Source organism: Rhizorhapis suberifaciens, from assembly GCF_014200045.1.
GTDB lineage: Bacteria > Pseudomonadota > Alphaproteobacteria > Sphingomonadales > Sphingomonadaceae > Rhizorhapis > Rhizorhapis suberifaciens.
In genome coordinates this window covers 22,017-37,632 of record NZ_JACHOV010000015.1, presented here as the reverse complement: position 1 = coordinate 37,632, position 15,616 = coordinate 22,017, and the positions used below count along the sequence as shown (strand labels likewise).

Sequence of the window (15,616 nt, the reverse complement as noted above, 5' to 3'; positions counted from 1 at the left end):
AATTTCCGGTTCAGCCGGGGCGACGCCAGCTGTGTTCCGCTCGAGGGCTATACTCCTTATGGCTTGCGGGAACTCTGGATGTCGTTCGACCGACGCTAGATGTTCCAGTCCCGCAAGCGATGCGCGATCAGCGCCGGGCTGCCGAGGTAGAAGTCGTCGGCATAGTTCTCGACCGACGATTCATTTGAGTCGCTGAAGTCGAGCAGCGTGACGCCGCGAATGTTGAAGATCGGAAAGCCGAGACTGCCGGTCCGAAGCTGAAACGCGACGTTCGGCGCCTGCGCCACCAGTTCGCCTGCATTGGCCACCCCGAGGGGCTTGACCTGTTCGCCGCCATCGTCCGCCGGGTGAAGGACGACCCAGCCTTCGGGTCAGCGTTAGCCGGAACTGCGGGCGCGTAGCCGGTCGATTTTTCCGCTATTGCCGTGTTGGCAAGCATCGAAAAGGGGGAGGGCAGGAGCTTGGTCCAAGGACGGCGACAGCCGATCCCTGCGCGGCTCGTCCCCGCCGCGATGAGGATCGGCCGGGCGGGGCAGGGGAACAGCCGGTCTCGCTCGCCCGCTACAAGGCGTCGATCTCCGCGAGCGGCCGTCCGCCATGATTATCACAGAAGCCGATGCTTCATCCATTGGCGTACAAATTGCCATTACGCCAAGGCAAAGCAAGGACGCTAATCAATGATAGGGCTGTCGTGCGCCGCTCACTGGCCAATGATCGGCGGGGGCGTGCACAAAGCTGCAGGGGGCGCACTGACGCCCCCCACAACTTCTGACCCACAAGAACTTTGTGCAATTGCTCCCGGGCCAAGTGGAATGTGTGAATATGCGACCTAGAACTTTAGATCCAATGCGAGGCCGAGCTGACGGAAGCCGTTGTAGCTGAGATTCTGGATATGGTCGCCGGCGAAGAACGGATGCCCCTGCACAGTGGAAACAAAGTGCTCGTTTGTGCAGTTGCGGCAGAACGCACGCAGGGTCCAGTCCATCGTTTTCTGGGTTAGGGCAAGCCCGAGGTCAAGCGTGGTGTAGCCCTTCTGCACGGCGCTGGGGTTGCCGTTCGACAGGAAGTTGTAGGAGGATTGTGAGCTGATGCCGACGTTCAGCGTGGCTGCGAACTCGTCGCCCAATGGCTGTTCATAACTTATGTCCACCAGTCCCTTCCACTCAGGCGCGTTCGGCAGTCTCCTGCCGGAGGAATCGGTAGCGTCCGGCAGAGGCCTACCCATGGGATCCGTGCGGTTCCTCCGGCAGTCCGGCTCCGGCTGCCCAACATAGCAGGTGTCACTTTCGAACGAGATGAAGCGAGCATCCGTGTAGGCGAGTCCCGCACTCAGTGTAAGGCGTGGTAATGGACGAGCAATAATCTGTAGTTCCGCTCCACGAGTGCGGAGCTTACCCGCGTTCTGAAGTATAAATGCAAGCGTCGTAAAATCGATGCTTTCCGCCTGGAAGTCCTTGAACTCCGTGTTGAACGCGGAGACGTTGACGGTCAATTTGCGGTCGAAGAACTGAGCCTTCGATCCGATCTCGAAATGGGTCGATATCTCAGGGCGTACATATGAGAAGGAATATTGAGCATATCCCGGCCCTTTGTAGCCGCGCGCGGCGGTGCCGTAGATCATCCAGTCGTCGTCGAAATCATATTGCAGCGTTGTACGCCAGGAGAAGTTCGTCTCGCTGCGGCTTTCCTCGTCCTCAGCCGCAACCGGCACGAGTGCCTGGAAGCCTCCGCCTGCAGTGGTTTCATACCGCATGCTTATGGTCTCGTGTGTGAGACGGGCGCCTGCGGTCAGCTTCAAGCTGTCCGTAAGCCGATAGGTGCCCTGCCCATAGGCGGCATAGCTACCAAGATGCTGGCGCCAAAAATTGTCCGCCCCGAGAAATGTCGTGAAACCCGGAGGCGGCGTTTGCCCCAGCGTGGCCGCCAATACAGCGCTTTCCTGAACACGGGCCTTCAAGAGGTAAAGCCCCGCCTGATAGTCGAATCTGCCTCCGGTGGGCGAGGTAAGCCGTAGCTCGTCGGAAAACTGCCTCGCCGTGATCCCCCCGCCGAAGAATTGGACGAGTGGAAGCGGACCATAGTCGGGATCGAATGCCTGCGATGTTTTGAAATCTCGATAGGCGGCGATGTTCGTGATTCTCAAGCCGCCATCGAATTCGTACGAGATTTTCGCCTGGCCGCCACCGACGCGCAGATCGTAAAATGTGAGCCCGTCGTACGCGCTCTTCGAATTATTCACGCCCGGAGTGATGCCAAGCGCCGGGAGTATCGAAGCCAGGGGGTTCGCTGGCGCTACGACGCGGAAGCTCGCAACGCCGCCGCCGGCCCCACGCGAATCCATGTAATCGCCAGACAACAGGACTGAGAGTCGATCGGTGGGCTCCCACAGAAGCTTCGCAGATCCTCCGATCTGACGCAGACCCCCTTCGAAATCAGGATTTGGAACAACGTTTCTCTGAAGCGCCGAATTTTTTACATAGAACCCATTCATTCGCAGCGCCGTGTCGCTGGAAAGCGCAAGGTTCGCGATCCCCTGCACGCGGAACAGTGATGTATCGTTCGCGTTGTCGAGCTGTCCATATTCCGAAAATAGGCGACCCGAATTCACCCCGAGCTGGGGGTCATTGGTGCGAATATTGACCAACCCTGCAGAAGCGTTCTTTCCGAACAGAAAGCCCTGCGGTCCGTTGAGGACCTCCACCTGCGCCACATCCGTGAAGTTGATGACGCCGAGCTCGGATCTGATGAGGGTTACATCGTCCAGCACGAGCGCGACGCTCGGCTCCACCGAACGCTGGAAGCTCGCCGTTCCCACGCCGCGAATCGCAAAATTGGTTCCCTGCGCGTTGGAAGCGTTGTTCTGCGTGACTAGGCTCGGCGAGAGCCGACCGAGATCTTCCGGATTTTGGACGCCCTGTTCACGCAGCGTCTCACCTTCGATCGCGACTACGGTGATCGGCACGTCCTGCAGCCTCTCCGGCCGGCGGTTCGCCGTCACTATGATATCCGCGATATCCACGAGGCTGTTGTCGGATCGAAGTTGGCCCCCGGTGCTCGACGCCGCGCCCTGCGCCGGAGTGCTTTGCGGCTCCGATTGAGCGATAGCCATGGCTGGGACAAGCACCCAAGTGGCAGTTGCGCACCACAAGCCAAACCGCAGTTTCATATACCCTCCACATTTGGTTATGTTGATTATGGAGTCATCATAAAATGGAAAATATGTTCTGTCTATAGAAAGATGTAGAATACTCCTTCTGGATCGCGATTCGGCAAGCGCTGGACATGCTCCCCGTGATTTTTGGCGTTTTTCTCTCAGGCTTGCCTGCCCCCACAAAAGGGTGATCAAAATGTACGATGGCGTACATACACCGGTTTTTCGGCTCTTTCTCCGTCTGTAACTTCCCGCCGCGAAACAGGAACCTCCCGCTGGCGGAATCAGCTCCAATCATTCTGTTGCTTCAAAATTGGAAGCCAAATTCCATAGTGCGAGCCGTTTTGACATCACAGTGTGGCGCAGGGTGCAGCGCCGCGCGCTATACTCAAATATTTGCAGCGCTTCTGTCGCTCAGACCATCACAGGATGAGGCTCCTGCGCTTCTGAAACGCACGCCCGAGCGTCCTTATTGGGATCGATCCGGAACCAGAGCGCATAAAGCGCGGGTAGGGAACACGAGCGTAAGAATTGTCCCTCCCAGCGTGCCGCCGATCAACCCCAGCGGCGCAGTGAGCAGGACAATCGCCATCGCGGAAAGCTGCCGCACCTGGAGGCCGGAGCCGAAAACTGAACAGCGAAAAAGCGGGTTCAAAGCCCTCGATTTCAGGTGTATTTGTTGCCCCATCGTGTGTCATTCTTGTACGCGCCGGAGAGCGTCGTAATAGTGACGTCGATGATCCCCTCGATCTGGGTCAGCTCCTCGTTCTTGATCCGCTTGATCGCGTGCATGTCTTTGCCATGCATGATGCCCTTTATTGGAGCAGGTCCGGTGGTCACGAAGATTTGGGGCAACCATGGCCTCCCCCGCAGACTGGCAACCACATCTGCCAGGCAGTTCGCCCTTGGTTCGATCTCTACCAGTGCAAAGACTTGGATGCCCAAAGCCTTCGGATCAAGAACGGTGATGAAACGCATCAGGCCGCGGCTTTCAAGACTGCGGACCCGGTAGCGGATGGTACTCGCATTGATCTGATATTTGCGTGCGATTGTATTGATCGACTGCCGCGCGTTGCCCAGCAACTCCGTGATGATCTGACAATCAAGCTCGTCGACCTGCCCGGCAAACACCTGGGCTATTTCGCTCATCGTTTCTGCAAAATCGGCCTCGGGTTCCGGCGAGGAGTCAAACCGGACATAGTGGGCCTGAAAGGAAGGGATGTCGAGCACGGTTGAAACCGTGACGCGATATATCCCTGCTATCGTGCAGATGCGGTTTGCCATCAGGCCATGGAGCGACCCGGGGGTGCCAAAGCGGATCATCAACAGCAGATCATATTGGCCATCGACCAGAGTGCTGATCAGCATGACTTCAGGGATGGGCCTGATATCCGCGGCGACAGATTCGAGAGAACGGCCTTTTATTTCGAGCGACACGAAGCACACTTGCTCTCCGGCGGCCGCTAGATCGAGCACCGCAAGTACGTGGGACACACGGCGGCGGTCGAGTGCACGCATGCGAGCGGTTACCTGTGCCACTGGCGCGCCCAATGTCTCCGCGACAGCGCGTGCGCTGGCCAATGGGTCGGCGGTAAGCGCGTCGAGGATAGCTCGATCCACTTCCGTCAACACGAGACTTTGCAAGCTTCTTCCGGCCATTTCATCTCCTTCGAAGATACCCGATAGCCCCCCCAAAGCCGCCTGCAAAGCAATTCGTCCATTTCTGCAAAATGAGCAATATATTCTGGCATATATTGCTGTTCTAATGGCATTTCTGTACGATAAGTGCTATAAGGGCAATATGTCAGTTGACGAAACTGTTCAAAGAGAATAGCCAAAGCGGTGAAGGCGGACTATTCCGTCGGGATGAGGATGGCGGCCCGGCGAGGGCCGAACGGAAATAGCTGAAAGTAGCGTCATGAACCTGGACAATCGCCGCCTCTTTCAGGCGATGGCGGAATCGATGAACCGGATAGCGCTACGCTATGATGTTCCGGCATCGGATATGGACCATATGGCGGCAATGACCGTGGCGAGCGAGTTGCTGCGCCGCGATCAGGCAGATCGTGCACGTGACATATATGCCGAGGGCTATCTGTTGGCGGTTCGGCTAGCCAAGCTGGCCGGGGAGGATGAAGCTTCCGCACCCCTGATCGCGCAGCTGAACGGATTGCCCGCCACCTCCGGGAACCATGACGGCGATGCACCATCGCACGACCTGCTCGATACTCTGAAGCGGCTGTTGTCATCGCTGGTTTCAAAATCCGGCTACCCCTGTGACCCGTCCGGAGAATTGGGAGCGGTCATGGCTTCGCTCTACCAATGGGAATGCGAACTTCTGAAGCTTCCCGCGCCGCAGACGGCGGCGGCGCAGACGCGCAACGTCAAGGAGATGCTGGAAAGTTCGGCCCGTATACGGGTCCCAGAACTCGATGGCGCGCGGGTCGTCGAATTCACCAGCCTCGTCGGCGGCTTCGCGAATGAAACGACCCTGTTCAAGCTAGAGGATGGCAAGGGCAGGATCTGGGACTTGGTTTCGCGCGGAGCGACCGGCCTGCAACTGGGCATCGACGGGCGCGACCTGGGTGGCGAATATCATCTTCTGCGCTACCTCCATGCGCATGGGATACAGGTGGCCGAACCCATTTGGCATGAAGGCGATGTCGAAAGATATGGCACGCAGTTTCTGGTGACGCGCAAGATCGAGGGCAAAAATTTTGGGACGGTGGTTCATGCCCAGCGGCTCAGTGCATCGCAACTTCGCGCACTGGCGATCCACCTTGCGAAAATTCACTCCCTGCCTCTCGACCCGGCCAATCCCGATCTGCAGCAAAGCCACATCGATACGGGGTTGATCGGCGTTTCTACAAGCGAAGGCGTCGGCGACTATCTGGAGCGGTGGATCAGGCTGTGGCGATCGACCCGCCTTGAAAATTCGCCCTCGATCGAAGCGACCTTGCACTGGCTGCGCGCCAACCTGCCGCAGAATGAAGAGGCGCAGGTCCTTGTTCATGGCGACTATGCGCTTCACAATATCATGATGCAGGATGACGAGATCAGCGGCATTCTGGATTGGGAGATGTCGCATCTGGGCGATAGGGCGGAAGATCTCGCCGGTCTGCTCGCGTCATTCCCCGATGAGGAGGACGCCGAGACCTTCATGCAATATTATATCGAGGCTGGCGGAAAGCCGGTGACAGCATTTCAGCGGGAATATTGCAACGTGTTCCGCTACTTCGGGATGTATGTCGTCATGCTGGAATCCGAGTTTCGCTTCTTTTCGCTTCCCGAGGTTCATCCCGAATTGCTGGTGCTGGGTTCCTTTGTTCAGACCCCGGCTTCACGCATGGCTCAGGCGATCGAAAAAGCAGAGCGGGCTAAGGCGCTGGGATAGAATCCCAGCCGGGGCAGGCGGCAACCACAATTTTCACCTTGGAAGGGCACGCAGATGGCGCTTACAGCATGGGATGACTATTTCATCCATCAGACCGGTGACACGATCGACACCGTTGCCGACAAAAACGAAAACTTCATGGACCGCACCTGGTTCGGATGCCACGGGCAGGATGGAAGGACCTACGTCGCCGCAGGCCTTGGTGCCTATCCCAATGTCAGCGGCCATGGCGTGATCGACGGATCCTTCTGCGTGATCCGCGACGGGGTGCAGCATAATTTCCGATCGTCACGGCATATTTCGCATGACGGCGAGGGGACGGATCGCAACAACAGCGTCGTCGGCCCGCTGAAGATCGAGACGATCGAACCGATGAAGCGGCACCGCTTCTCGTTGGGCGAGAATCCTTATGGTATCACGGGGTCGATCGAAGTGACGGCCCGGGCGGCGCCCTTCCTTTACAACAAGCTCGACGTTCCCAGCCATCCGATGACCCATTTCACCCAAATGGCCTATTTTGACGGCGCCATCACGATCGAAGGCGAAAAGATCGAGCTGGATCGCTATGTGGGTGTGCGTGACCGTACCTGGGGCGTGCGCGGCAAGGGATTGATGCGCCATGTCGAAGCCTATTTCTGGATCATGGGGCATTTTGACGACTTCAGCCTGAACTTCACCTTTTTCCACGTGCCGGTGCAAGGCAACAATTACATGCTGGAAGACGGCGGGATCATGCATGACGACGGCCGCGTCACCCGGTTGGTCAAGGCGCAACATCGTTTCCATTTCGACGAGGACACCACAGCTCCCGGCAGCACCCGGCTCTGGAGCCGGGCTGAATGGGAGTTCACCGACGAGCATGGCAAGATCTGGAGGCTGGAGGCCAAGGGTATCCAGCAGCCCTTCTATAATGCCGGCCAAGGCTATGACGATCGCCACGGCCTCGACCGCGGGCCGCTTCTGGTCGAGGGCGAAACCTGGGATTTCAACAAGAACAGCACGCTGGAATCGCTCAGGCGCGACCGCAGCAGCGACGATGATCGCTGGCATTTCGACATCCAGGACCGTCTCGTGGAACTGACCTTGAACGGGGCCCAGGGCGTCGGGCTGGTCAATAATGTCTGTGGCCCGCGCGAAGGGTGGGCCTATAGCCCGACCCTGCAGGATTGACGTTGGTACGGGGACGGCATATCAAGAATGTCGTCCTCGAGCTGGAATATTTTGACCGTTACAACAAATACTGCAAAAATAAATAAATCAGTACTTTGTTATATTAATTGGACCGTGACCTATTCGTTCGTTGAATTTCGTTAGTCGTTTAACACGATCTTCCGTGAAGCTGTAAGTAATAAAGGGGGTTTGTAATGCAACTGAAATCATTTGTTCTCAGAACCGTTCTGCTGACAGGCAGTGCCTTCGCTGCCCATTCCGCATATGCGCAAGCTGAACCGGCTACGCCTGCCGTTAGCAGCGACAATCAAGCCAACGCTGAATCGATCGGAGACATCGTCGTCACCGCGCAGCGCCGTTCGGAACGGCTGCAGGACGTGCCGCTTGCCGTGACGGCCGTCAGCCCAGAGGCCGCACAACAACTTGGCCTGAGAAACCTGCGGGATATCAAGCTAGTCGTGCCCGGAGCGGATTTCTCGGAAGGCACCGGCTTTGCTCAGCTCTATATTCGCGGTATTGGGCAGGCGTTCGCCACGCCCGGCGTGGAGGCGCCCGTTTCGGTTTATCTGGACGGCGCCTATTTGCAGAGGACGGCTGGGTATAACGCGCTGCTGGACATTGTGGACCCCGGCACCATCGAAGTGCTGCGCGGCCCTCAGGGCACGCTTTATGGTCGCAACGCCACGGGCGGTGTCGTCCGGCTCAGCTCGGCGCTGCCTACGTCGGATCTCGAAGGCCGCGCTGCGGTCGAATATGGCCGGTTCGATCATAAGCAGTTTGACGGCATGCTCAATCTGCCGATCAGCGAGACGCTGAGCGTCCGCTTCGCCGGCCGCTATCTCGAGGAAGATGGCTATATCCGCAATATCGCCACCGGGAATGATCTGGGTGGTGGGCACAGCTATACCGTGCGTGGCACGCTGAGGTGGCAGCCGAATGAAAACACCGACATCGTTGCTGGAGCGGAGTTTCAGAGGACCCGGTTCAACAAGGATTTCGGCCAGCTCGGAGCGGGCGCGCCGCTCTGCTGGGTATGCCAGACCAGCGGCGATGAACCGGCGGATGGTTTTTATGAGACGAACCAGAATGATCTCAATATGTGGCGCAACAGGGTCTTCCGGACCTATTTGCGGGCATCTTTTACGATGGGTGATTTCGATCTCACCAGTTTGACCAGCTATTTGTCGGATCGCAGCGTGCAGTTCGCTGACAATGATTTCACGCCGCAGCCGTTCTTCGTGTTTGAGGCTCGCGGGGTAGGGGGAAAGACCTTCTCGCAGGAGTTCCAGGTCGCGTCGCATCTGGATGGTCCGTTCAACTATCTGTTTGGCGTGAATTATCTGCACGACAAAGCATTCTTCAACATCGGCCTCACCGGCGATCAATATGCCTTTCTCGCGTTTACCGGGGATGGCCCGGGTGTCACCAACGACATCAAGACCGACTCGGTGTCGGCTTTCGTAGAGGGCAATTACAAGCTGACCGAAGAGTTGAAGGTTACCTTTGGCGGTCGTTATACCTATGACAAGCGATCGATCACCGGCGAAAATAATGCCGGATTCCAAGCCTTCAACCTGCCTGCATCATTCGAATTCGGTGACTCGTTCAGGGCGTTCACGCCGCGGTTCGTTCTGGCATGGGACAATGGGCCGACGAACATCTATTACAGCTTCACGCGGGGGTTTAAGGCGGGCGGCCTAAGCTCACCGGCCACCTCGGCCGCCGAAGCGTTGCGGCCAGAAAAGATTTTCAGCCACGAAATCGGCGTAAAGAATAAGGCGCTCGGCGGCGCTTTGAATACCTCATTGTCCCTATTCTATTATAAGAACAAAGACTTGCAGACCCAGATCATCGACGCGACCTCCGGCGGCTCCCGCTATGAAAATGCCGGTGGCGTAGAGGGCTATGGCGCGGAATTCGAGGCGAATATTCGTCCGACCGAGGGGCTGACCATCGGCGGAGCACTGAGCTACCTCCACACCGAATTTTTCAATTATGAAAATGCGGCGCAGGTTTGCGTCGACCTCTCGGGCACTGGCAATCCCAATGCACCTGGCGCCGTGCTCGTCAACTGTCAGCCAGGGCCGGACACCAATCTGAACGGCGTACCCGCGGTTCATGCGCCGCGTTTTCAGGCGTCTTTGAACGCGAGCTATGAATTCCCGATCGGCACATGGAACGCAAACCTCGCCGGGGCGGCCCAATATAGGTCATCGTTCGATTTCGCGCCCAATGGAGGGGGCGTGCTCCATTACGATCGACAGAGTGGCTACACGATCGCCAACTTCTCGGGCTATGTGAGCCCTCCCGGCGACAATCTTCGTCTCGGCTTCTATATCGATAATGCGTTCGCCGAAAAATATGCGGTCTATCGTGCCACCAGCCAGCCTCACGGTATCTATTATCAGGCGGGCAGGCCGAGAACCTATGGCCTTCGAGCCGAATATCGGTTCTGATCCCGGTGCGGATCAGGTTGTATCTAAAGTGATCGAGGCACCTGATCTTTGAACAAGGCCGGCCGCCCTATTGAGTGCAATTACGCGGTCTGATCACAGAGCCTCGGCCCAATTGGCCGGGGCTCTGCCTTATTTGTTCAGTCTGCCATTTCAAGCTTTGCCGATCGTATCAGGAGAGTTTTCCATGAAATTCTGGAGTCTGATGTCGCAAGTCGAAGACGATCAGCTGATTGAGTGTGCCATTCATTGCGAAGAACTGGGCTTTGACGCCGTCGGGATTTCGGACCATGCCGTCCTTCCCGAGGCAATTGCATCCCGCTATCCAGGTTCGGCCGATCTGCCGCCTTTCTTCCAGATGGAAGAAAGGTGGTCCTTCCCGGAACCTTGGACCGCCTTGTCCATGATTGCAGGGGCCACCAGCCGGATTAAAGTGATGCAGAGCGTCTATGTGCTTCCTCTGCGAAATCCAATTGAGGTAGCAAAGGCCACAGGCACGCTCGCGGTGCTCAGTCAGAACAGGGTCATGTTGTGCGCCGGCGTCGGCTGGATGAAGGAGGAGTTCGATGTCTATGGCGTCGACTTTTCCCGCCGCGGCAAACGCACGGACGAGATGATCGCGGTATTGCGGAAGATTTGGACTGGAGAGATCGTTGAACATCACGGTGAGTTCTTCAACTTTCCGCGCTTGCGCGTCCTTCCGGCGCCTGGTCATGTGCCGATCATCGCGGCGGGGGCCAGTGCTCCTGCAATGCGGCGGGCGGCGACGCTATGTGATGGATGGATGGACACTGGCAATAAGGTAGAGGACATGCCGCCTCTCATATCGTCGCTTGACCAGATGCGGCGCGACGCAGGCCGCGACCATCTTCCGTTCGAGATTATTATGATTCTCAACGATGACTGGGACGTAGATAAATTCCGCCGCGCCCAAGACTACGGAGTAACAGCGATCCAGTTGTTGTCACCCTATTTCCATTACGGCAGACGTTCCACATTGGACGAAAAGAAGCATTATTGGGAAAGTTTTGCGGATCGAGTGATATGGCACTTTCAGTGAAGGGGGCATCCTGAGGGGAGTAAAATTGGTTGCCAGCAGCCGCTCGCCCGCACCGCATCCTTTGCCTCGTCAGCCCTGCTTTAATCTGACAAAAGCTCAGGAATAATCCTGTCCGCGATCAGTTCGAGGCTGCTCCACGAAAACGCGGAATCGATCCCGCAAATAAGCGGTTGTCAGCCGTTAGTTGATCGCCTTTCCTTGTTCGAGCAGTCATAGCACTTGTGCAATCGTCCGCCATGCGGCATGACCCGGCCTTGTTTTTAGTTTTTCTCTACTAGACGAGGACTTGTCGAATGACCCAACCGGAAATCGTCATTTCAGAAGATGGCGGCATTATCCATGTCGCGTTCAACCGCCCCGAAAAATATAATGCCATCAGCATGGAGATGCTCGAGGGCCTCCACGACGCGACGGCTCGGTTGCGGGACCGTGACGATTTGAGGGCATTGTTGCTGACTGCAAACGGCAAGTATTTTTCGGCGGGAATAGATCTGAACAGCGCCCTGGCGCCCGACGCGACGATCACCAGCCCGAGCAAATTTCGCCGCTGGTATCGGAAGGGCGCGGGCAGCCTGCATGGGCTTGGCGATGAATGGGAGGCCATTGAAAAGCCGATCGTCGTCGCGTTCCAGGGACCGTGCCTTGGCGGCGCCCTTGAACTGTCACTTTGCGCTGACTTCCGCCTGGCTACAGCGGCAGCGCGCTTCGGTCTTCCCGAAATTGCCTTGGGCGCCCTCCCTGGATCCGGAGGAACCAGCCGTCTGGTACGGTTGGTCGGACCGCATTGGGCACGCTGGCTGGTGCTCGCCAATCGTCAGATCGAGGCCGAACGCGCCTTGGGGATTGGCCTGATCCATGAAATCCTGGGGGAGCAAGACTTTGTGGAGGATGCCCTGGCTTTCTGTAAAAGCCTCTGCGCCCTGCCCCCGGAAGCCTTCGCCGCAGGTAAACTTGCCATAGAACTCGCCGCCGATCTCGATCGCGCGCAGGGGCGCAATCTTGAGAGAATGGCCGTCAGTGGTTTGTTCGTCGGTGCCGAGTACCAGGAAACAATGCGCGCCATGCAGGAAAAACTCGCTGCAAAGAAGCGCTGACGGAAAATTGCAAAGGCCAAGGCTGAGCGTCCTCGACATCCGGGGGCGCTTCGGTTCATTGCGCCAGTTGAAGGCATCTCACGCTACGGGCGTATCCCCAGAACTCGTCAATGCACCAGATGAGTTGAGCGGGTTGCGGACGGCCTTTCCGAGAGCTTCGGCTTTGCGAATTGTGTCCTTGGATGGCGCCACGGAAATGCCCGCAGCAATCATGTCGACAAGATTGGCGATGTGCAGTTCGCAGGTTTCGCGACGTTCATGGAAGGAGATTGCCTCGACCCGCGCAAGCCCCCACACGACGTCATGCCGCAGTATCTGCTTGCGAGCCTCCAGGACGATCGGATCTATACCGGGAATGCTCCCCATCAGGTCGTAGGCCTGTACAAGCGCCCGCGAACTCGACTCGAACTCATCGGCAAAGAAGCTGAATTTATCAATGGCGAACAACTGCGAGATGAAACGAATCCAGTAGCAGTTCCTCCAGTTTGAAAAAATTTCCTCCGCCATTGGGTATATCACCACGGACGCTATGGCGCGGGCCGATATCTGACCTCCTGGAATGCGTCTCGCTTCCTCCAGGCGCTTCTCGCGCCTGGCGTTGATTGTGGAAATTCGGTGCCCGAGAATAGCGCGGATCAAGCCTTCACGAGAGCCGAAATGATAGTGTGCGGCAGACTCGTTGCGCTGGTTCGAATCCAACGCGATCTGTCGCAGTGATGCACCTTCGAGGCCGTGCAGTGCAAAGCGACGCTCGGCCGCAACGATCATGGCCTCTTTGGTGCCAAGGGGTTTTTCCATCGGCTTCTTCGTCATTATTCCTCCACAGCTCAACCCCAGTTCCGGCTTGCGTATCGAGCCTAATGGACATACATTAATGGATGTCATTAGGAAACCGGTAAAGCTGGAAAATCGCTTCGCGAGCTGCCGGGTCTTTTTATGAGAGGATGCCTCTATGCCCGCACAGCGGAAAATGGCGATCGGATGGTTGATTGAATCTGCTGGCACTCACGCTGCGGGGTGGCAGAAATTTGCTGACCAGCCGGACATCGCAAACGATATCAAGCACTTCGCAAAAATGGCGCAGGAAGCGGAAGCGGCCAAGCTCGACTTTATCTTTCAGGCGGACTCGTCTTCCATCCGCCCGGGGCCGCTCGATGCAGTCGCGCGAAACAGCACTTATGCCAACATGCTAGAGCCGTTTACGCAAATGGCGGCTCTGTCACAATTGACGTCGCGGATAGGGTTGGCCTCCACTGCCTGCACCAGCTTCTGGGAACCCTTTAACCTTGCCCGTCTCGCGGCGTCTGTCGATCACATCAGCGGCGGGCGTTTCGGTTGGAACATCGTGACTGGCCGGCACCCTCTGGCGGCGCCCAATTTTGGCCAGGAATCCATCGGGCACGCAGACCGGTATCACCGCGCTCACGAATTTACCGAAGTGGTGCTCGGGCTTTGGGACAGCTATGAAGACGATGCGTTCTGCCGTGATGTGGAATCGGGATACTATTTCGATCCGGCAAAGATTCACGCTCTCAACCATGCGGGTGAGTATTACAAGGTCCGTGGCCCCTTGAATCTCGCGAGGCCGCCGCAAGGCTACCCCGTGCTCTTCCAGGCCGGTTCTTCCGGCGACGGCAAGGACTTTGGTGCGAGATTTGGAGAAGTGATTTTTTCGATCAATGGTACGCTTGAGAAGGCTCGAGAGTTTTACGAAGACATCAAGCAACGGATGATGAAATACGGCCGTGAACGCGACGAGATGCGGGTTCTGAGCGCATTGAATGTGATTGTTCGTGACACCGCCCAAGAGGCTGCCGACGCGTTCGCAGAAATGCAGCACATGCTTCACCCTCAAGCGATCAAGCATATGGTTTCGGTTGATTTAGAGACTGACGTCATGGACCTTGACATTGACGACTACGTCACGGTCGATCGGCTTCCACAAGACGCCAACTCCAGCAAATCCGCGGATGCGCTGCTCCACGAGTGGCTAGCGGAAAGGCCGATGACGGTACGTGAGCTTTATTACAAATTTTGCCAGTCTCGTTCGGCGAACACGATCCACGGCACGGCTAATCAGGTAGCGGATGTGATGGAGGAGTGGTTCACCGCAGGCGTGGCCGACGGGTTCATGATGCTTTTCCCGCTGGCGACCGGAATGAGCGACTTCGGCACCAAAGTCGTGCCGGAACTACAGCGCCGCGGGCTGTTCCGCACCGAATATGAAGGCAAGACACTCCGCGAGCATCTCGGCCTCAAAAGCCCTCCTCATCGTTTAAGATCCTGATAAATCAAAGACCTCAAATATTCATCTGACTTTCAGAGCGACCGAAATCGAGAGCGAAGTCGCCTAAGAACTCCCAGTGTTAGCCCACAGCAGGCGCGCTGGGGCCTTGGTGGTCTTTGGGCATATCGCTGACGATAATCTTCACCTCTTTGCTTATACCGGCTCCCGGGACGATCATTCGGAGATCGGCCAAATGATCTACGAACTGCTCCGGCCCCCTGGCGGCAGCATCTCGGCCGAACATGGCATTGGACTGGAAAAGCTGGCCTATCTCGATGTCAGCAGAACCGGCGCCGAAATCGATCCTATGCGCCGCCTCAAATCGATGATGGACCTCAAGGATACGCTCAATCCCGGAAAGGTCTTCAGTCTTGGTTTGACGCCCTCCTTCGGGACATCTGAAACCGGCTGTGGGCGTTCCGTCGCGCCGTCAAAGGCGGAAGCGTTTAAGGGGCGAAAGCTGTGCGAAAGGTAGCGCGTCCGCCGATCGGCGACGCATTATTGGCAGGGCGGTCGGGATTCATGAACGCTGCAAACGTCGAAGTTTTGCAAAACTCAATTGATCTCCGCAATAGGGCATGTTTACTAGATGGCAACTGACGAAGACTCTTTAGGAGTTGTTAGAGCTTCCGAAGGCTCGGTATCCCGCAAGGTGCGGGTCGTCGAAGGGAGATGAGATGGCGGACGAGCGTGTTCGGCATAGTAATCGAAGGCGGCGCCAGTACTTTCCACGATGCGCTCACTGACGTTTTCAGACGGAATGGCTGATCATCGCGCATGCGAGTTGCGGCGAATACTTAAGCGACAATAATGGTCGAAAGTTGGGTGCTACCATGCGCGAGGATTTCGGCGCACGTAGAATACCGTATAGTACTGATATCAAAAGGTTAGTAAAAACAGACAAGAAGACATAAATTGGGGAGGAATGCTATGTATAAGGCAAGAATTTTGCGGTCATCCTCGCTTATGCCACTCTGTTTGGCTTTGTCAATTGGAGCAGGTGCAAA

At 56.9% G+C, this 15,616-nt stretch carries 11 protein-coding genes; 7 read left to right on the top strand and 4 right to left on the bottom strand.

Going from position 1 to position 15,616, the window contains the following annotated elements; translation table 11 throughout:
* Window positions 1-95: 95 nt before the first annotated feature.
* From HNQ99_RS15335 to HNQ99_RS15325, 3 genes are all read right to left on the bottom strand, one after another.
* Entirely contained in the window at window positions 96-287 is a 192-nt protein-coding gene (locus tag HNQ99_RS15335; RefSeq protein WP_184477246.1) for a hypothetical protein, read from the bottom strand.
* A 542-nt stretch (window positions 288-829) separates the two neighbouring features.
* On the bottom strand, window positions 830-3,445 hold the full coding sequence (locus HNQ99_RS15330; RefSeq protein ID WP_184477244.1) for a TonB-dependent receptor: 2,616 nt from the start codon (window positions 3,443-3,445) through the stop codon (window positions 830-832).
* Between the two features lie 372 nt (window positions 3,446-3,817).
* Window positions 3,818-4,810, bottom strand: a complete 993-nt coding sequence (locus HNQ99_RS15325; protein ID WP_184477242.1) for an Lrp/AsnC family transcriptional regulator — start codon at window positions 4,808-4,810, stop codon at window positions 3,818-3,820.
* 259 nt (window positions 4,811-5,069) lie between these two features.
* Here HNQ99_RS15325 and HNQ99_RS15320 point away from each other — a divergent pair, with 259 nt between their 5' ends.
* The 5 genes from HNQ99_RS15320 to HNQ99_RS15300 all read left to right on the top strand — a co-directional run bounded on the left by HNQ99_RS15320 (window position 5,070) and on the right by HNQ99_RS15300 (window position 12,322).
* Window positions 5,070-6,545, top strand: coding sequence for a phosphotransferase family protein (locus HNQ99_RS15320; protein WP_184477240.1), 1,476 nt, complete (start codon window positions 5,070-5,072; stop codon window positions 6,543-6,545).
* A 54-nt stretch (window positions 6,546-6,599) separates the two neighbouring features.
* On the top strand, window positions 6,600-7,715 hold the full coding sequence (locus tag HNQ99_RS15315) for a DUF7064 domain-containing protein (protein WP_184477238.1): 1,116 nt from the start codon (window positions 6,600-6,602) through the stop codon (window positions 7,713-7,715).
* A gap of 194 nt (window positions 7,716-7,909) precedes the next feature.
* Window positions 7,910-10,171: a TonB-dependent receptor gene (locus HNQ99_RS15310; RefSeq protein WP_184477236.1), complete on the top strand. Its 2,262-nt coding sequence runs from the start codon at window positions 7,910-7,912 to the stop codon at window positions 10,169-10,171.
* 184 nt (window positions 10,172-10,355) lie between these two features.
* Window positions 10,356-11,228: a TIGR03619 family F420-dependent LLM class oxidoreductase gene (locus tag HNQ99_RS15305; RefSeq protein WP_184477234.1), complete on the top strand. Its 873-nt coding sequence runs from the start codon at window positions 10,356-10,358 to the stop codon at window positions 11,226-11,228.
* A 293-nt stretch (window positions 11,229-11,521) separates the two neighbouring features.
* Window positions 11,522-12,322 carry an enoyl-CoA hydratase/isomerase family protein gene (locus HNQ99_RS15300; protein ID WP_184477232.1) on the top strand — a complete coding sequence of 267 codons (801 nt, stop codon included), beginning with the start codon at window positions 11,522-11,524 and terminating at the stop codon, window positions 12,320-12,322.
* Between the two features lie 78 nt (window positions 12,323-12,400).
* On the opposite strand, the gene HNQ99_RS15295 is transcribed toward HNQ99_RS15300, so the two are convergent.
* Window positions 12,401-13,135, bottom strand: a complete 735-nt coding sequence (locus HNQ99_RS15295) for a TetR/AcrR family transcriptional regulator (protein WP_184477230.1) — start codon at window positions 13,133-13,135, stop codon at window positions 12,401-12,403.
* Between the two features lie 139 nt (window positions 13,136-13,274).
* Here HNQ99_RS15295 and HNQ99_RS15290 point away from each other — a divergent pair, with 139 nt between their 5' ends.
* Both HNQ99_RS15290 and HNQ99_RS15285 read left to right on the top strand, forming a co-directional pair.
* The gene (locus HNQ99_RS15290) at window positions 13,275-14,609 is read left to right on the top strand and encodes an NtaA/DmoA family FMN-dependent monooxygenase (protein ID WP_184477227.1); all 1,335 of its coding nucleotides are present in this window, start codon (window positions 13,275-13,277) and stop codon (window positions 14,607-14,609) included.
* Between the two features lie 76 nt (window positions 14,610-14,685).
* Window positions 14,686-15,084, top strand: coding sequence for an FAD-linked oxidase C-terminal domain-containing protein (locus HNQ99_RS15285; protein WP_221232722.1), 399 nt, complete (start codon window positions 14,686-14,688; stop codon window positions 15,082-15,084).
* Window positions 15,085-15,616: the final 532 nt, after the last annotated feature.